This window comes from Streptomyces sp. NPDC101110, assembly GCF_044759525.1.
In the GTDB taxonomy this organism is placed as follows: Bacteria; Actinomycetota; Actinomycetes; order Streptomycetales; family Streptomycetaceae; genus Streptomyces.
Map to the genome: position 1 here is coordinate 348,981 of NZ_JBIVZM010000005.1, position 15,064 is coordinate 364,044.

The following is a 15,064-nucleotide window of genomic DNA, read 5'->3' on the forward strand; positions in this document are numbered from 1 at the left end:
ACCTTCCGTCGGGCAAAGCGCGGGATATTACCCCCTGACACGCCTGACTGGAAGTCTCCCCTGGAATATGCCATCCGGTCGAGTGAATGGCTGCTCCGAACGATGAAGGTGGCGAGTAGCGTCGATCACGCCAACCACCAGCACGGGTTGGCGTAAACGCAACTCGCAACGGAGCGAACATGGCAATTCGTCTGGGCGCCACGCAGACGTGGACGACCTCCTCCTACACCAACAACAACGGCGCGTGCGTGATGGTCAGGTCGACCGTCGCCGAGGCCCTGGAGCTCGGGGACACCAAGGTCCCCGAGGGTCCCAAGCTGGCGTTTCCCGCCGACGCGTGGAGCGCCTTCGTGGCCTCGGTCAAGGCCTGACCCCGCGATCGACAGCACCACAAGCACCACCGACCGAGCCCTCTCGACCAGTATCGCCGTCCTTGCCGAGAGGGCTCCGCTTGTGCCCGGAGCTCCGCGCGGGAGATCAGCTCACCGGGAACGCCACGTCACACACCGGGTCCCCGGGCCCCGCGGCCTCCCAGTCGGCGAAGTACAGCTCCCGGCAGGGCCCGGCCGCCGTCAGCCCCCGGGTCGCCATCCACTCCTCCACCGCCTCGAACGCGGCCAGGATCTGAGGGTGCGCCACCTGCGCCTTGGTGATCCTCGTGTACGCCAGCCGCCGGGCAGGCTCCACCCGTACCACCGTCTCCCACGCCCTGCCGTGCCGCTCGGCCCAGGCCCGGGCAGCCCTCTCGTCGGCCACCGGCACGCACGCCTCCGCCGGCCCGTCGCTCTCCATCGACACTTCCGCGTGATAGGCGACGTACGGCACCCCGGCCACGCCCCCGCACAACCGGGCCGCCTCCTCCAGCCGGCCCAGCGCCGCCCCGATCCACGCCGGCAGCTCGTCCGCCAGCGTGTGCCGCTTCTCGGAGATCACCACCTGGGCGGGCACCTCCACCGTCCCGACCGTGAACTTCTCGTACATCTCGGAGCTCCTCCCCGACAGTCGTCCACGGAGGTACTCGGCGAGCGTCCGCTGCCCCGCCACCCGCGCCTCGACGTCCGCCCAGTACGTGCCGAGCAGCGCGGCAGCCGCTGTCCCGTCGCCGGCCTCGACCACCTCGGCGATCCGGGCGAGCGGCATGTCCAGCTGCCGCAGCATCGCCACCAGCCGGGCCCGTTCGACCTGACCGGCACGGTAGTAGCGGTAGCCGGTCGCCCCGTCGACATGCGCCGGGGCCAGCAGGCCCAGCCGGTCGTACAGCCGCAGGGCCTTCGGCGACAGGCGGGCACGAGCCGCGAACGCCCCGATGGTGAGCAGCTCCAGGTTCCGTTCCGGTCCGTCCACCACGGCATCCTCCGTCATCGGGCGGCTCTTCCGCCCGATGACGAGGACACTCGGGCCTGCCCCAGGGGCAAGGTCAATGCCCCGACGGCCCCGCCTCAGGCCAGCTGGGCCTCGATCGCCGCCACGACCTCCGCCGCGTCCGGGTCGGTCTGCGGCGAGAAACGGGCCACGACCTGGCCGTCCCGGCCGATGAGGAACTTCTCGAAGTTCCAGCGGATGTCCCCGCTGTGCCCCTCGGCGTCCGCGAAGCCCGTCAGACGGTCGTACAGCGGGTGCCGGCCCTCGCCGTTCACCTCGACCTTCTCGGTCATCGGGAAGGTCACGCCGTACGTCGCCGAGCAGAACTCGGCGATCTCGTCGGCACTGCCGGGCTCCTGGCCCAGGAACTGGTTGCAGGGCACGCCGAGGACGGTGAAGCCGCGCCCCGCGTACTGCTCGTGCAGCTTCTCCAGGCCCGTGTACTGCGGGGTCAGGCCGCACTTGGAGGCGACGTTCACCACGAGCACCGCCTTGCCCGCGTACTGGGACAGGTCGGCCGGGCCGCCCTGCAGCGCACCGATCTCGACGTCGAGGGGAGAGGAACCGTTGCTAGTCGTCATGAGCAGACCCTAGCTCCGCCGGGTGACGGGCCGGCTCCGGGCCTCGGCGGCCTCCACCAGCACCTGCCCCGCCGCCGTCCGCGAGTACAGCACCGACCGGCCCGCCCGCCGCCGCTCCACGAGACCGGCGTCCAGCAGCACCCGCAGATGCCGCCCCACCGACCCGAGTCCCTGCCCGGTCACGGCGACCAGCTGGCTGGTGCTCAGGGGCGAGCCCAGCCGGACCAGCACACCGGCGCGGGCCGTGCCGAGCAGCGCGCCGAGACTCGCCGGCACGGGCCTGCCGTCCGGGTCGGCGAGTGCCCCGGCACAGGGATAGACCAGCGCGTACCGGTCCGTCCCCTCCCACGCCACCCAGCCGATGCGCTGCGTGGTGACGGGCACGAACACCAGCTCCGCGCCGGACAGCTCGCGCGGCGGGTACTCGTGCGCGTTCACCTGGAGCCGGTTCTCCCCGAGCCACTGCGTCCCCGGCCGCAGCGTGTCCAGCGCACTCGCCCAGCCGCCCCGGCTGACCCGCGCGGTCCGGGCGACCACATCGGCTTCGAGGACGTGCCGGCGGTGCGGCCAGTACGGCAGCACCGCCGTCGTCCAGACGTACGTCAGGAGGTCCGCCGCGCGCTGCGGCAGATCGCCCCGGTGCAGCCGGGCCGGGACCGGGCCGCGCAGGGAGACGGTCAGGTCGGCGCGGGCCGTGTCCGGGTCGGCCGCACGCACCCGCGCGACGCCCTGCTCGAAGGTCTCCCCGTCCCGTGGAGTGGGGGAGAGGAAGTCCGCCGTCCACTCCCGCCCGATCCCGGCGCTGATCAACTGCGCGGTCACCGGATCACCCGCCAGCCGCCGCCGGTAGGCCGGCAGATGTGCGTCGAGCCACCGCCGCTCACCGGGATGCGCCGCCTCGGCCGCGTGCAGCAGCCGCAGACTCGCGAAGGCCTCGGCGAACGGCGAGATCACGAACCGGCTCCCCGCGAGCGTGTCCGCATTGATCTGCCACCAGCCCACCGGCCACCCCCTTCACCAACATCTCCACGAGCCCGCGCACCACGAGCACGTCCGTGCGCCCCTGCTCGGCGAGCCCTTGCGTGTGACCTGCTCCGCGGGCACGTCCGCGAGCCCCTGCTCGGTGAACACGTCCGTGCCGCCCCTGTTCGACGAGCCCTTGCGCGTGGTCTGCTCCGCGAGCCCTTCCGGGTGGCCTGCGCGCGAGCTGGTCCGCGTGGCCTGCCCCGTGAGGTTTCGCGTGCGTGCGAAACAATAACCACGCACACGGGGGCGTCGAAGACTCCGCGTATGCGCAGCTACCGCGATCTGTTCCGCACCCCCGAGTTCAGCCCGTTCTTCCTGGCCGCGTCGGCGCAGACGGTCGCCCAGACCATGGGCGGACTCGCCCTGGGCACCCTGGTGTACCGGGCGACCGACTCACCGCTGCTGTCCGCGGTGAGCATGTTCGGCTCGTCGCTGGTGCAGGTGCTGGGCGCGACCTTCCTGCTCTCCGCCGCCGACCGGTTGCCCCCGCGCGCGGCCCTGACGGCCCTCCCCCTGCTCTTCGCCGCGGCCACCGCCGCCCTTGCCCTGCCCGGCCTGCCCCTCTGGACGCTCTTCGCGATCGTCTTCGCCAAGGGGCTGGTGGAGTCCGTGGGCGGGGGAGTGCGCTGGGGCCTGCTCAACGAGATTTTCTCCAAGGACGGCTACCTGCTGGGCCGCTCGGTGTTCAACATGATGAGCGGCGTGATGCAGATCGCCGGTTACGCCACCGGCGGCGCTCTCGTGGCCCTGCTGTCCCCACGGCTGTCCCTGCTGGCGGCGGCCGCCCTGTACGGCACGGCGGCCGTCGTGGTCCGCCTGGGCCTGACCCGCCGCCCGCCCCGTACGACGGGCCGCCCCTCGGCAGCGGCGACCCGGCGCGCCAACGCACTGCTCTGGTCCTCCCCGCCCCGCCGCCAGGTCTATCTGGCGCTGTGGATCCCCAACGGCCTGGTCGTCGGCTGCGAATCCCTCTACGTCTCCTACGCCCCCGACGCCGCCGGCACCCTCTTCGCCTGCGCCGCGCTGGGCATGCTCGTCGGGGACGTTCTGGTCGGCCGGGTGCTCCCACCGCGCCTCCGCCCCCGTCTGGGCTTCCCGCTCCTGCTGCTCCTGGCGGTTCCGTACGTGCCGTTCCTGCTGCATCCGGCCCCTCCGCTCGCGGCGGCCGCGGTCACCCTGGCCTCCGTGGGGTTCGGCGCGAGCCTCGTGCAGCAGGAACGACTGGTGGTCCTCACCCCCGACGGGCTCACGGGGCACGCGCTGGGCCTGCACTCGGCGGGGATGCTCACGATGCAGGGGGTGGCGGCGGCGCTGGCCGGATCACTGGCCCAACTGACCTCGCCGGCCGGGGCGATGACGGTGATGGCCGTGGGCTCGGCCGGCGTGACGCTGTGGCTGATGGGGGCACAGAAGCGGGAGGAAATGAGGGCGGTGAGCTGCTGACCGGCTCGGGCAGACGAGGTGGGGCCGGGGCTCGGCCCGGTGTGGTGCTGAACGGCTCAGGCCGGTGAGGTGCCGAACACCTCGGGCACGGCGTTGTCCAGGACGACCCGTGACAGGAGGAAGGCGAGCCGGTCCCGCTCGGCACCGCTCAGCCCGGACGGCAGGACCTCCATACGACGGCAGGCCTCGGCGTGGAACTTCCCAGCGAGCGCGGCACCTTCGTCCGTCAGCCCCACCCGCACGGCCCGTCCGTCGCGAGGGTCGGCCTCCCGCCGCACCAGTCCCCGCCGTACCGTCCGGTCCACCAGCCCGGTCAGGCTCGACTTCGCCAGCCCGAGCGTCTCGCCCAACTCGCTCATCCCGTAAGGCTGCGGCAGCAGCACGCACAGCAACTGCCCCTGCTGCGGCGTCAGTCCGTACGCCCGGCCCGCCTCCGCGTACACACCGTCGACGAGGAACGCCGTGCGCACCAGCGCGGCGACGACCCCCATCTGCCCGGCTGCCCCGTTCCCCATCGGGTCAGGGTACCGACCGGTCAGTCGCCGTGCCGGGGCGTGGTCATTCCTCGTCCGGGGCCTCGCCCTCGATGAGGCGTTCGGCGATGTCGTCGGCCCACTCCTGGGCCCAGCGGCGCAGCCCGGGTACGGCCGACGCGTCGAGGCCGTGGACGGTGAACGCCCGGTCGTCGAGCCAGTCGGTGCCGGTGAGCCGGGCCTGGAGGTCGGTGAGGTCGAAGGTGTCGGGGGCGTGGCGGCGGCCCAGCTCCTCGAGTTCGGGGTGGCTCCAGTGCGCCGCGGCGGCGTGCACGTCGACCAGGTCACGCGCGAGTCCCCGGTCGGCCAGGTCCCGCACCCGGGTGCCCATCAGGTCGTCGAGGGCGAGCGCCGGCCCGAGTTCCGTCTCCACCGGCGGACGCCACAGCACCTCCTTGCGGAGGGTGACCTCGCACTCCGCGCCGCTCGGCGCGTCGGTCACGAGGAACTGTGCGGACAGCGCCCCGGCCTCCAGGGTCTGCACGAGCCAGCCGCGTCCGACCAGCCCGGTCCGCACGGCGTCCGCGACGACCTCCGTCGCCGCCGGATGCCCGGTGGCCACATCCACGTCCCGCCCGACCCGCTCCACCAGCCCATGAGCCAGCACGGCACAGCTCCCGGCGAGCAGAAGGGAGTAACCCTCCCCGACAGTCACCAGCTCTCCGAGCAGCCGACCGGCGGGCTCGGGGACGGGGGAAGGGGCGGACATGCCCTGATTATCGCGTGGCGGAGGGTGACACCTGAAACGACGGACCCGGACGGGTGACGGACGGGGACAGGTCACACCGAGCAGGCGGACGAGGCATCCGAGGGCGAGCCGCGCTTCATGGACCGCGACGAACACGACAGGGGGCCCGGTAGCCATGCACATCACCACCAGCGCCGACGGGGTGCGCATCGCCTACGTCGAACTGCCCGACTGACGGGCACCTCGACACGTTCCTCCGGACCGACCTGACCTTGCCGATCGTCAGTCCGTGGGCCAGGTCTCCCAGACCAGGTCGAGGCGTCGGTAGGCGTCGTCGAACCAGGCATCGACCAGGGGGACGGTGACCGTCACCCTGGTCAGGGACATCGAGTGGTCCTTGATCGTGACCTGGCACCGGTCGTCGTCCTCGTCGAGGTCGATGAACAGCCACGGAGCGCGCTGCCCCTCGCGCCAGGCGATGTCGCGTCCCGCGTCGAGGGAGTCCAGGGCCTGCTGCCACTGCCGCAGGTCCTCCGGAAGGATCCAGGTCTTGAGGGCACCACGGACGAAAGGCGTATCGACCAGGAACTCCCCGACCAGGACATCGGCCTCGGCGGAACCCTCCCGCTCCTCCCGCCCCACGACCCGGAGAACGACGCTGTTGCCCTCCCCCTCCAGCCGGATCAGATCGATCGGCCCCTCACCCATGACTGCCCCTCCCCACTCGTACCTGCCGCCGAACACTAATCGCCCGCGCGACCGTCCCCCACGGCGCGGCACACGACGACGGCGGTCCGCCCCTCAGGGGCGCGGGGAACTGCGCGATCCGCCCCCACGGCGCCGCACACCACGACAGGCTGCTACGCCTTACGCCCCACCCCGCAGTACGCATCCACCGCAGCAGGACCGGCTCCCGCCCCGGCACCCCCGGAGCCCCCAACACTCCCCGCATCAGCCTCCGGCCGCCACTCGGGAACCCTCACCACCCCCGGCTCCACCAGCTCCAGCCCGTCGAAGAACCCGGCGATCTCAGCCACCGGCCGGACGTAGTAAGGCACCGCCCCACTCGAGTTGTAAGCCTCCGACGCGGCGATCATGCCCTCACTCGTCGCGGTGCTGTCACTGATCACCAGGTAGCTGCCGGACGCGAGCCCGGCCATGAGCCGCCGCACCAGCTCGCGCGCCCGCCCGTAGTCGGCGACATGTCCGAGCGTGTTGAGGATCATCAGCCCGACCGGCCGTGAGAGATCCAGCGTGCCGGCGGCAGCCTTCAGCACTGCCTCGGGGTCGTACAGGTCCGCGTCCAGGTACGCCGTCCTGCCCTCGGGGCTACTGCTGAGCAGCGCGTTGGCGTGGGCCAGCACGATGGGGTCGTTGTCGACGTAGACGATCCGGGACTCCGGCGCCACGCGCTGCGCGACCTCGTGCGTGTTGTCGGCGGTCGGCAGCCCGGTACCGACGTCCAGGAACTGCCGTACACCCCGCTCACCGGCCAGATGTGTGACGGCCCGCCCCAGGAAGCGCCGGCTCGTGACCGCCACGTCGACGAGCCCCGGGAAGATCGACTTGATCTGGTCACCGATCTCGCGGTCGACCTCGTAGTTGTCCTTGCCGCCGACGAAGTAGTTCCAGAAGCGCGCCGAGTGCGGCTTGGACGTGTCGATGCGGTCGCGCAGGCTGTCGTCGGACACGGCGGGTCCTCCTGGGGGGGTGGGGAAGGGTGACCGGCCCACCAACCTAGGCGAACCTCACGCCGGGATAAGGGCGTTGCCCTTCCCGCCCCGGGCCCGCCGTGGTGTTTCGGCCACGGCCGGGCCGGCCGCTACACCCCGCGGGAGGCGACCCCGCCCAGATCGCCGCCACCGAGCCCGCCCTCGGAGCCGTGGCGCTGGGTGACCAGCCAGAAGGCCCACGCCAGGGACCACAGCAGCAGCCCGGCGGCGATCGGCGTACCGAACAGGATCAGCAGTCCGGCCCCGATGTTGGCTCCGATGCCTCCCGTGGTCAGGATCCGCCAGCCCACACCGGCCATGAGCCCGAGCGCCACCAGCGGCCCGAGCACCCCCCACCACCGCTGGTCCATCGCCCCGCGCAACGAGGCCCGCACGAGCCACGCCACGCCGGCCAGCGCCAGTGCCAGCGCGAGCCCGCCGGCGATCGCGGCCACGCCGTCCCCGATGTCCCACGGCTGGAACGCGTAGTCCAGCTCACTGGCCGGCAGCCCCTTGTAGTTCTGCTGCCCCATCAGTCCCCAGGCGGCCACGGGTACACCGCCGACAAGAGCGGCTCCGGCCGCCACGATTCCCCGATTCCTCATACGGCCAGCATCGGGCGCCGCCGCGGGCCCGGTCATGAGCACGCGTACTCAGATGCGCCCACCCGCGTGCCCGCTCCCGTAGCCGCCGTGAGGCCTAGGAGGCGCGCCGGCGGGGGTCGCGGCCGAGGTGGCGCAGGAGGACCGCCACGTCGTCGTCGCCCCGCTCGGGGGCCAGGGCGGCGGCGTACGCACCGTAGGGGCGCAGCGGCTCGACGATCTCCCTGGCGACCTTGAGGAGGGGGCGGGCCAACTCGGGGGTGAGCGGCGACGGCCTGCCCGTCGCCCGGGCGATGTCCCAGGCGTGGACCGCTGCGTCCAGCCCGCACGCCGCCGAGCCGGACCACGGGGACATCGAGTGCGGCGGCACCGGCGTGGGCACCTCGGCGGTGCCCGGGTCGACCCCGGCCCATGCCTTCGCCGCGCGCGCCAGAGCGTCCTCCAGGAACTTCGCCGGGTCCACCCCCTTCATCTCGCCGGACGGGTGGAACGGGTCGAAGCCGGGGCCGGGTTCACCGGTCAGCGCGGCGGCGTAGCCGATCTGGTCGCCGACGGCGTGCTGGAAGACCTGGGCGACGGTCCAGTCGGCGCAGGGCGTCGGCAGGTGCCAGCCGTCGTCGGGGACGCCGTGGACCGCGGTACGGAGTGCTTCGTGGGAGTCGTCCAGGACGTCCCAGCCGCTGGACTTCATGCCATTGCTCATCGAAGGGCCCCCTTTCGTGGAGCTCATTGTGCAAGAACTCCGTGGGGCGCGACGGTCGTTGACGCCGTCGCGCCACACGCCATCAGGAGGGGGCCACCGCCCGGCCCGTCCGGGGGGAGATCATTCCCGCGCACAGGCCTCGCGACTCCAGCGTCCGGGCGATACGGGGGACGGCGGCGAGGGTGTTGGCGGGCCAGTCGTGCATGAGGATGACCTGGCCGTCGGTGAGGCGGGCGACGGACTGCACGATCGCGTCCGTGCCCGCCCCGTTCCAGTCCTGCGAGTCGACCTGCCAGATGATCTCGGTGAGGCCGTACCGGGCCGCGACCGACTTCACCGTCGCGTTGGTCTCGCCGTACGGCGGGCGGAACAGTTTCGGTGTGCCGCCCCCCGCGTTGGCCACGGCCTGCTGGGTGCGGGAGATCTCGGAGTCGATCTGTGCCTGGCTCAGCCGGGTCAGGTGGGGGTGGGTGTAGCTGTGGTTGGCGACCCACATACCGGCCGCCACCTGGGCCCGGACCAGGGACGGGTTGGCCGCCGCGTTCTGGCCCTGGTTGAACATGGTGGCCCGCAGCCCGTTCTGACGGAGCGCGTCGAGCAGCTTCGACGTGCTGCCGGACGGGCCGTCGTCGAAGGTGAGTCCGACGTACCCGCTGCAGGCGGCGGCCCCCGCCGGGTCGGCGGTCGAGGAGGGGACGGCGGCCGAGGCCGTGACGGTCGTGACCGTGAGAGCCGCGGCCGCGGCCGTCGTGACGACGACCGGCACACGCCTCGTCCTCACGACCCCACCCTGATACTGGAGCTGCCGCTGCTCCGGTACCCCTCGGTCGCCATGATCATGTAGTACTTGAAGTTGCCCAGGGGCATCCCGGCCCGGGCCCACGCGTCGAAGTGGTTGCCGGCCGTGATGGTGCCGCCCGTCCGCTTCGACTGCCGCACGCTCCAGTACTGGTCGAAGGTGCGTACGCCCTCGACCGACGGGGCGTTGTACCGCGTCGTCTTGTAGATGTCGTACGTGCCTCCGTCGCTGGTGACGGTGCCCTTGTAGGTGCCGGTGGGCCGGTAGGTGCCCCAGTTGTCGACGATGTAGTACTCGACGAGCGGGTTCGCCGTCCAGCCGTAGAGGGTCAGGTAGGCGTTGCCGGACGGGTTGAACGAGCCCGAGTACGTCACGGTGCGGCGGGCACCGGTGCTCCAGCCCTTGCCCGCGACGAAGTTCCCGGTGTTGCGCCATGAAGTGCTGTAACTGCCGCCGGACGACAGGGTCATGGAGACCGTGCCCGGCGCGTCCGTCCAGAACGAGTAGTGGTAACCGTTGTTGGAGCCCGTCTGGTTCGTGGTGACGACGGTGTCGGCGTGCGCGGTGCCGGGCATCGTGAGGGCCGCGGCGGCGACCAGCATCATGGTGCAGGTACTGCTGATGAGCAGCCGGAAGCTGCCTGGTGACTTCTTCATGGGGGTGCTTCCTCCTCGTCTTCGTGGGGTGGGTCGACGGGGGAGCTCTGTCATCGACGGAGTGTTGGCCGGGCCCTGTCAACTGTCAATGGTTTCGGCGCCACTCACGAAATATTCGGTGTCATGCGACGACGGCACCCTCCTGAACCCCGCTGCTCAGTCGGGTGTTGAGGACGACGAAACAGCAAGCCTCGCCCCGGAACGAGCCCCGCCGCCCAAGAACAAACAATTCCGTTACCCGAATGTTTCGAACGATTTCCGGACCGGAGAACGACTTCTCCGCCCACCGGACCGGCGAAATCCGGCCTCATCGCAAAAGACGACGGAACCCTGCACAGGGCCCCGGGTACTCTCCGCGAGTGCCGTCGACCTCCGCAGCAACGCCCGCCGTTCCGCCCGCCGACGACCCCGAGTGTCTGGCGCTCACCCGTACCCTGCGCCGCCGAGGCGTGCTGGTGCTCTCGGTGTTCGCGCTGCTGTGGGCCGTCGCGGCGGCATCCGGCACCGGCTCGGCGACGGACGCCGCGCCGCTCGGCATCGAAGCGGCGGCACTGGTGCTCACCGTCGTGGCGATCTACCTGGGATACCGCGGGGATGCCACCCCCTCCCCCCGGCCGGTGAACCTGCCGCCCCGCTGGGCACGCGGCGTGGGCATCGTCAACACGGTCGAGCTGATGGCCGTCTTCACCGTCGTCGCCGCGTCCAACGCGGCGGGCCGGCCCGAGGCCGTCCCCGCGGGCATCGCCCTCGTCGTAGGACTCCACTTCTTCCCGCTCGCCCGCCTGTACGACCAGTGGCAGTACCGGTGGACGGCGTCGCTGCTGACGGCCGTCGCGGTCGCCGGGTTCGTCCTGATCGCGGCGGGCCTCGCGGACGAGAGCGTGCGGATCGTGGTGGGCCTGGGCAGCGCGGCGGTGCTGTGGGCCTCGTCGTACCACTTGGCGCTGCGCGGCTGACCGCCGTTCCCACTGCGGCCGTCCCACCCGGCCGAACGGCCGGCCCTCAACCGGCTTCCGTGCCGTTTCCCCGGACCGGCGTGGAAGTGATGGCCGAAGTCGACGACGTACCGCACATCCAACCTGCGTAGGGAATTCCGCCCTTGCCCGGAATGCCTGGATCGACTCCAATAATGGTCGACTGACCGTCAACTCCCTGTCCGCTGAATGACGAGGCAAAGGTGAGTGAGTGCACATGGCGGATTCCGAGCGGGAGCGGGAACCCGGCAGGATCGAGAAGGAGATCTACGGAAGGATCGGCGACGCGATAGGCGCCGCCAGCGGCGATGGCACGGGACTGCTGGGAAAGTTGTGGGGACGTGCCATAGAAGAGGTGGCGGCGAATCCCAAACGCTTCAACGACAACGTCGCGAAATACGGCACACTCCCGGGCAGCGGGCACATGATGCTGGTGGTCAAGGCGATGGACGACATGGAAGAGCATCGCCGCAACGACGAACGGCGACAGCAGCAGTCGCCGAAGAAAAAGAAGTAAGGGGGGTCAGAGGAGTGCTGGGGGCGGCCCGCCAACTCGGGTCACGTGCCGGGCACCGCTCCGAGAGCCGTCCCCACGAGAGTCACCATTCCACGCGGTGGATCGTGCCACTCGGAGACGTGCGGCGTGACGGACCACTGCAACGCCGACGGCCTGCCTGGCGGGTAGGGGCGTAATTTGCTTGCCTTGAAAACGAGTTGAGGCTGCACTGTGGCCGGACGGCACAGGGTCGTGGTCCGGTACCACGAGACAGGGACCTGGGCTCCCTTCCACACGCATCGCCCGCCACACTGCCTGCACTGGTTCTGAAGGATCTCCGCATCGGGAGCCGCCCCAGCATTACGGCCTCCCGGCGCCCAGGCATTCCGGCCACGAACACGCCGTGGCCGGAATGCCGGGGACACCTACATGCGAAGGAAGTCACCTACCGCCACTTCACGCCCAAATCAACTAGTTCCGATACCGGAACACGATCCGCCCACGCGTGAGGTCATACGGAGGGAGCTCCACCAGCACCCGATCCTCCAGCATGATCTTGATGTAGTTCTTGCGGATCTTCCCGCTGATGTGCGCCAGCACCTGGTGGCCGTTCTCCAGCTCCACGGTGAACATGGCGCTGCGCAGGCACTCGACGACTCTGCCCTCGACCTCGATGACGTTCTTGTTCCTGCTCATCGCACCAGCTCCAGGTTGCTGCTCATCGGCCGGGCGCCGACGCCCTCGAACAGCGCGGTGGCCGCGCGGTTGGACTCGTGCACCTCGGTCCAGGCCGTGGCGAACCCGGAGCGGTGGGCCGTCACCAGCGCATGAGCCAGCAGTGCCCGCCCGATGCCGCGACGCTGCTCGCCGGCCCGGACCGCGACCAGCCCGATGCGAGGCCGAATCGGAGTCACCACCCTGATCAACCCCAGGTAGCGGCCCGCCGCCGAGGCGACCGCGTACTTCGACGGGTCGACGACGGTGTCGCCCTCGGTGCGGGGAAACACCTCCGCGGGCATCGACTGCCACCACCCGACGCTGGTCTCGACCTCGTCCCGGATCGCGCGGTCCACGTCCCGCAGCAGACCCTCGTCGGCCTGACCGGCGGGCACGATCGTCACGCCCGAAGGCGGCAGGACCGCTTCGAGCCCCGTGACCCGCGGGTCGGTCGGTACGGCGTACTCCCACTCGCGCCGCCCGACCGCGAAACCCGCCCGCCGCCACTGGGCCGTCAGCTCGACGTCCGCTTCGTCGACCACCGTGTACAGCGGGGAGGTCAGTTCCGCCACCACCACCCGGGCGAGCCGGTCGAAGACGACGTCGTGCCAGGCGTCGATGCTGACGAACAAGCGCCCGTCGGGCCGGTACTGGGCATGCCCGCGACCGACCACGAGGTCGTCGTGCAGGGCGTGCCATTGCCTGTCCGCGACACGCGTGATCACCACTGCGTTCTCGCTCAGGCCGGACGCAAAAGGCTTTGTGTCCATCGGAGTCTCCCTTCCAGGAGTGCCTCGAACTCAGGCGCTCCTGGCGACACCGAACGTCAGCCGCCGGACCGTGACGGGATGAGGGAGCACCCACGGATAACTGCGTTCACGGGTCTCACCTCCTACGTCGCCTGACGGTCCACCGAGAAGGTAGCAGCGGCCCACCAGGTTCCTCAAAGCCTTTTCCCGACTCGCCGGGCCCGCACAACTTCCTTGACCTCAAGTTTGGTTGAGCTCCTACGGTCGATCGCATCGACCCGACGGGAGCAGCGACGGAGGCCACGGACATGGAGTACACGCACAGCGACACCGACCTGATCAAGCAGCCCATCGGCTACTGGAGCTGGGCGGCCTACAAGGCCGTCATCAACCGCACCCGAGCCGCACTCGCCGGAATCGGCACCACCCAGCCCCAGTGGTGGGTCATCGCGCAGGTCGCACGCACCGCCACACCCAAGACCCGCGATGAGGTCTCCCACCTCCTCCGCAACTACCTCGACACCGGACCGGAAGCCATGGAGTCGGAGATCGACAAGACCATCGTCCGCGGCTGGATCACCGAGGACTCCGAGGGGCGCCTGGGCATCACATCGCAGGGCAGAGCGTTCTACGACAAGACCGCGATTCTCCAGTCCGAACTCTGGACAGAGCGCCACGAGGGCATCTCCGACGAGGAGTACCTGACGACCCTCAAGGTGCTGCAGCGTTTCATCCACAACGCGGGGGGACGGGCCTGGCACCACTGAGCCACGCCGACACTCGGCAACCACTCTTTCCGTACCGGAAAACCTTCACTTGCCACACCGGAAAGACAGGCCTAGTCTTTCCGGCATGGAAACTGGTGCGAGCGTCCCTGACCGTTACCCCCTGCCCACGTCGGACGAGGCGCGGGCGACGCTGGCCGAGGCAGCTCGCATCAGGGCGACGGCCACCGCCCTGTCGGCCACGCCGTGGCCGACGTGGTTCGCCACGACCCTCACCGCCTACGTAGCGTTCTTCCCCTTCGCGTACGGAGGGCTGCTCGCCGACGAGCGATGGCTGCTGCCGAAGGCGGCCTGGGCGGCAGCGCTGCTGGTCGTCACGGCGGCGTACATGATGCTGTTCGCGGTCGCCGCCCGCTCCTGGAGGCAACGCACCGGTGTGGCACTCCGATTCGACGTGCTGCCCAAACGGGCGACCGTCCCCCTGGCGATCGGCATGCCGGCGCTGTTGGTGGGACCGGCCTGGGCCTTCCGAGCCACCGGCCAGGCAAGCTGGCTCGCCATCGCCGCGGTGGCCGCGGCCGCGGTGTCCGTAGGCTTCCACCTCACCTTCGTACGGCTGCACCGGAAGACCTCATGAGCACCGGCCCCACCGACGCGATGGACGGCTTCGACAACCTCGTCCACGCACCCAACCGCCTGCGCATCTGCGCGTTGCTCGACACCACGGGCGAGGCCGAATTCGCCGTACTGCAAGAACAACTCGGCCTGTCCGCCTCCGCATTGAGCAAACACGCCGGCGCCTTGATCGAGGCCGGCTACGTCGAACAACGCAAGGCGGTACGTGACACCCGCCAACGAGTCTGGCTACGCCTGACCCCCCAGGGCCACAAGGCCTACCACGGCCACCTGGCGGCACTCCGGGCGATCGTCGGCGAGTAGACACGGCAGGAGCACGATGGCTGATCACGGCTGGTACGACGACAGTGACCACCACGAAGCAGCGCAACAGGCCGAACGAGCAACACGGTTCGGCTGGTCAGCGATGGCCTGGTCTACGGGAGTGCTCGGCTGCGCACTGATCACCACCGCCGTTCTCTGCGCAGCCACGGTCGCCGCGTGCGTGTTCGTCGTGGTGTCGAGCCATTACTGAGTGCCCAAAAGACGCGAGTGCGGCCCCTGATCCGAATGGCCCCGTCCCGCGTCGTCGAGGCCTCCCAAGCCGCCAGCGATCTGTCTTCCTCGAAGCCCCTGAGTACGGCACCGTGTCTCCGACTGTCCGCGTGAGCCATGGGGGGAAT

21 protein-coding genes are annotated in these 15,064 nt (G+C 70.5%); 8 read left to right on the forward strand and 13 right to left on the reverse strand.

The genetic code is table 11. The annotated features are described in order from the left end of the window. Window positions 1-179: 179 nt before the first annotated feature. Entirely contained in the window at window positions 180-371 is a 192-nt protein-coding gene (locus tag ACIQU3_RS14070) for a DUF397 domain-containing protein (protein ID WP_385664851.1), read from the forward strand. Between the two features lie 106 nt (window positions 372-477). Here the strand turns inward: ACIQU3_RS14070 and ACIQU3_RS14075 are convergent, their stop codons facing one another. The 3 genes from ACIQU3_RS14075 to ACIQU3_RS14085 all read right to left on the reverse strand — a co-directional run bounded on the left by ACIQU3_RS14075 (window position 478) and on the right by ACIQU3_RS14085 (window position 2,945). Beyond that, on the reverse strand, window positions 478-1,362 hold the full coding sequence (locus tag ACIQU3_RS14075) for a MerR family transcriptional regulator (RefSeq protein ID WP_403925069.1): 885 nt from the start codon (window positions 1,360-1,362) through the stop codon (window positions 478-480). Between the two features lie 77 nt (window positions 1,363-1,439). Next, window positions 1,440-1,943: a glutathione peroxidase gene (locus ACIQU3_RS14080; protein WP_403925071.1), complete on the reverse strand. Its 504-nt coding sequence runs from the start codon at window positions 1,941-1,943 to the stop codon at window positions 1,440-1,442. 9 nt (window positions 1,944-1,952) lie between these two features. Continuing rightward, entirely contained in the window at window positions 1,953-2,945 is a 993-nt protein-coding gene (locus tag ACIQU3_RS14085) for an ArsR/SmtB family transcription factor (RefSeq protein WP_403925073.1), read from the reverse strand. A 288-nt stretch (window positions 2,946-3,233) separates the two neighbouring features. Here ACIQU3_RS14085 and ACIQU3_RS14090 point away from each other — a divergent pair, with 288 nt between their 5' ends. Then, on the forward strand, window positions 3,234-4,412 hold the full coding sequence (locus ACIQU3_RS14090; protein ID WP_403925076.1) for an MFS transporter: 1,179 nt from the start codon (window positions 3,234-3,236) through the stop codon (window positions 4,410-4,412). Window positions 4,413-4,468: 56 nt separating this feature from the next. On the opposite strand, the gene ACIQU3_RS14095 is transcribed toward ACIQU3_RS14090, so the two are convergent. The 8 genes from ACIQU3_RS14095 to ACIQU3_RS14130 form a co-directional block, all read right to left on the reverse strand. Then, the gene (locus ACIQU3_RS14095; RefSeq protein WP_403925340.1) at window positions 4,469-4,903 is read right to left on the reverse strand and encodes a MarR family winged helix-turn-helix transcriptional regulator; all 435 of its coding nucleotides are present in this window, start codon (window positions 4,901-4,903) and stop codon (window positions 4,469-4,471) included. A 67-nt stretch (window positions 4,904-4,970) separates the two neighbouring features. Further along, on the reverse strand, window positions 4,971-5,654 hold the full coding sequence (locus ACIQU3_RS14100) for a hypothetical protein (protein WP_403925078.1): 684 nt from the start codon (window positions 5,652-5,654) through the stop codon (window positions 4,971-4,973). Window positions 5,655-5,915: 261 nt separating this feature from the next. Beyond that, complete coding sequence (locus tag ACIQU3_RS14105; RefSeq protein WP_403925081.1) at window positions 5,916-6,341, reverse strand: DUF5959 family protein; 426 nt, start codon at window positions 6,339-6,341, stop codon at window positions 5,916-5,918. A gap of 152 nt (window positions 6,342-6,493) precedes the next feature. Then, a complete protein-coding gene (locus ACIQU3_RS14110) occupies window positions 6,494-7,324 on the reverse strand; it encodes an SAM-dependent methyltransferase (RefSeq protein WP_403925084.1) in 831 nt (276 codons plus the stop codon). A 131-nt stretch (window positions 7,325-7,455) separates the two neighbouring features. Beyond that, complete coding sequence (locus tag ACIQU3_RS14115; protein ID WP_403925086.1) at window positions 7,456-7,950, reverse strand: hypothetical protein; 495 nt, start codon at window positions 7,948-7,950, stop codon at window positions 7,456-7,458. Window positions 7,951-8,044: 94 nt separating this feature from the next. Continuing rightward, window positions 8,045-8,650, reverse strand: a complete 606-nt coding sequence (locus ACIQU3_RS14120; RefSeq protein ID WP_403925087.1) for a TIGR03086 family metal-binding protein — start codon at window positions 8,648-8,650, stop codon at window positions 8,045-8,047. An 82-nt stretch (window positions 8,651-8,732) separates the two neighbouring features. After that, the gene (locus ACIQU3_RS14125) at window positions 8,733-9,431 is read right to left on the reverse strand and encodes a polysaccharide deacetylase family protein (RefSeq protein ID WP_403925090.1); all 699 of its coding nucleotides are present in this window, start codon (window positions 9,429-9,431) and stop codon (window positions 8,733-8,735) included. After that, window positions 9,428-10,105, reverse strand: coding sequence for a glycoside hydrolase family 11 protein (locus tag ACIQU3_RS14130; RefSeq protein ID WP_403925093.1), 678 nt, complete (start codon window positions 10,103-10,105; stop codon window positions 9,428-9,430). The genes ACIQU3_RS14125 and ACIQU3_RS14130 overlap by 4 nt, the downstream gene beginning before the upstream one ends. A gap of 359 nt (window positions 10,106-10,464) precedes the next feature. Between ACIQU3_RS14130 and ACIQU3_RS14135 the strand changes: the two genes are divergently transcribed. Together ACIQU3_RS14135 and ACIQU3_RS14140 are read left to right on the forward strand one after the other, a co-directional pair. Beyond that, window positions 10,465-11,061 (forward strand): hypothetical protein, encoded by a 597-nt coding sequence (locus ACIQU3_RS14135; RefSeq protein WP_403925096.1) that lies wholly within the window; start codon window positions 10,465-10,467, stop codon window positions 11,059-11,061. A 235-nt stretch (window positions 11,062-11,296) separates the two neighbouring features. Beyond that, window positions 11,297-11,596, forward strand: coding sequence for a hypothetical protein (locus ACIQU3_RS14140; RefSeq protein ID WP_403732712.1), 300 nt, complete (start codon window positions 11,297-11,299; stop codon window positions 11,594-11,596). Between the two features lie 450 nt (window positions 11,597-12,046). On the opposite strand, the gene infA is transcribed toward ACIQU3_RS14140, so the two are convergent. Then, a complete protein-coding gene (gene infA, locus ACIQU3_RS14145; protein WP_133931053.1) occupies window positions 12,047-12,271 on the reverse strand; it encodes a translation initiation factor IF-1 in 225 nt (74 codons plus the stop codon). After that, a complete protein-coding gene (locus ACIQU3_RS14150) occupies window positions 12,268-13,062 on the reverse strand; it encodes a GNAT family N-acetyltransferase (protein ID WP_403925099.1) in 795 nt (264 codons plus the stop codon). Before ACIQU3_RS14150 ends, infA begins: the two co-directional genes overlap by 4 nt. Window positions 13,063-13,349: 287 nt before the next feature. Here ACIQU3_RS14150 and ACIQU3_RS14155 point away from each other — a divergent pair, with 287 nt between their 5' ends. From ACIQU3_RS14155 to ACIQU3_RS14170, 4 genes are all read left to right on the forward strand, one after another. Continuing rightward, a complete protein-coding gene (locus ACIQU3_RS14155; protein ID WP_403925102.1) occupies window positions 13,350-13,808 on the forward strand; it encodes a MarR family transcriptional regulator in 459 nt (152 codons plus the stop codon). A gap of 85 nt (window positions 13,809-13,893) precedes the next feature. After that, entirely contained in the window at window positions 13,894-14,403 is a 510-nt protein-coding gene (locus ACIQU3_RS14160; protein ID WP_403732723.1) for a hypothetical protein, read from the forward strand. Then, the gene (locus tag ACIQU3_RS14165; RefSeq protein ID WP_403925105.1) at window positions 14,400-14,705 is read left to right on the forward strand and encodes a transcriptional regulator; all 306 of its coding nucleotides are present in this window, start codon (window positions 14,400-14,402) and stop codon (window positions 14,703-14,705) included. The genes ACIQU3_RS14160 and ACIQU3_RS14165 overlap by 4 nt, the downstream gene beginning before the upstream one ends. A 16-nt stretch (window positions 14,706-14,721) precedes the next feature. Continuing rightward, window positions 14,722-14,916, forward strand: a complete 195-nt coding sequence (locus ACIQU3_RS14170; RefSeq protein ID WP_403925107.1) for a hypothetical protein — start codon at window positions 14,722-14,724, stop codon at window positions 14,914-14,916. Window positions 14,917-15,064: the final 148 nt, after the last annotated feature.

What these genes read in the sequence shown, in the direction of transcription:
- ACIQU3_RS14095 (WP_403925340.1), bottom strand. Translation starts at nt 4,903, where the DNA reads ATGGGGGTCGTCGCCGCGCTGGTGCGCACGGCGTTCCTCGTCGACGGT.
- ACIQU3_RS14080 (WP_403925071.1), bottom strand. Translation starts at nt 1,943, where the DNA reads ATGACGACTAGCAACGGTTCCTCTCCCCTCGACGTCGAGATCGGTGCG.
- ACIQU3_RS14170 (WP_403925107.1), top strand. Translation starts at nt 14,722, where the DNA reads ATGGCTGATCACGGCTGGTACGACGACAGTGACCACCACGAAGCAGCG.
- ACIQU3_RS14165 (WP_403925105.1), top strand. Translation starts at nt 14,400, where the DNA reads ATGAGCACCGGCCCCACCGACGCGATGGACGGCTTCGACAACCTCGTC.
- ACIQU3_RS14075 (WP_403925069.1), bottom strand. Translation starts at nt 1,362, where the DNA reads ATGACGGAGGATGCCGTGGTGGACGGACCGGAACGGAACCTGGAGCTG.
- ACIQU3_RS14155 (WP_403925102.1), top strand. Translation starts at nt 13,350, where the DNA reads ATGGAGTACACGCACAGCGACACCGACCTGATCAAGCAGCCCATCGGC.
- ACIQU3_RS14105 (WP_403925081.1), bottom strand. Translation starts at nt 6,341, where the DNA reads ATGGGTGAGGGGCCGATCGATCTGATCCGGCTGGAGGGGGAGGGCAAC.
- ACIQU3_RS14160 (WP_403732723.1), top strand. Translation starts at nt 13,894, where the DNA reads ATGGAAACTGGTGCGAGCGTCCCTGACCGTTACCCCCTGCCCACGTCG.
- ACIQU3_RS14100 (WP_403925078.1), bottom strand. Translation starts at nt 5,654, where the DNA reads ATGTCCGCCCCTTCCCCCGTCCCCGAGCCCGCCGGTCGGCTGCTCGGA.
- ACIQU3_RS14070 (WP_385664851.1), top strand. Translation starts at nt 180, where the DNA reads ATGGCAATTCGTCTGGGCGCCACGCAGACGTGGACGACCTCCTCCTAC.
- infA (WP_133931053.1), bottom strand. Translation starts at nt 12,271, where the DNA reads ATGAGCAGGAACAAGAACGTCATCGAGGTCGAGGGCAGAGTCGTCGAG.
- ACIQU3_RS14130 (WP_403925093.1), bottom strand. Translation starts at nt 10,105, where the DNA reads ATGAAGAAGTCACCAGGCAGCTTCCGGCTGCTCATCAGCAGTACCTGC.
- ACIQU3_RS14150 (WP_403925099.1), bottom strand. Translation starts at nt 13,062, where the DNA reads ATGGACACAAAGCCTTTTGCGTCCGGCCTGAGCGAGAACGCAGTGGTG.
- ACIQU3_RS14115 (WP_403925086.1), bottom strand. Translation starts at nt 7,950, where the DNA reads ATGAGGAATCGGGGAATCGTGGCGGCCGGAGCCGCTCTTGTCGGCGGT.
- ACIQU3_RS14120 (WP_403925087.1), bottom strand. Translation starts at nt 8,650, where the DNA reads ATGAGCAATGGCATGAAGTCCAGCGGCTGGGACGTCCTGGACGACTCC.
- ACIQU3_RS14140 (WP_403732712.1), top strand. Translation starts at nt 11,297, where the DNA reads ATGGCGGATTCCGAGCGGGAGCGGGAACCCGGCAGGATCGAGAAGGAG.
- ACIQU3_RS14090 (WP_403925076.1), top strand. Translation starts at nt 3,234, where the DNA reads ATGCGCAGCTACCGCGATCTGTTCCGCACCCCCGAGTTCAGCCCGTTC.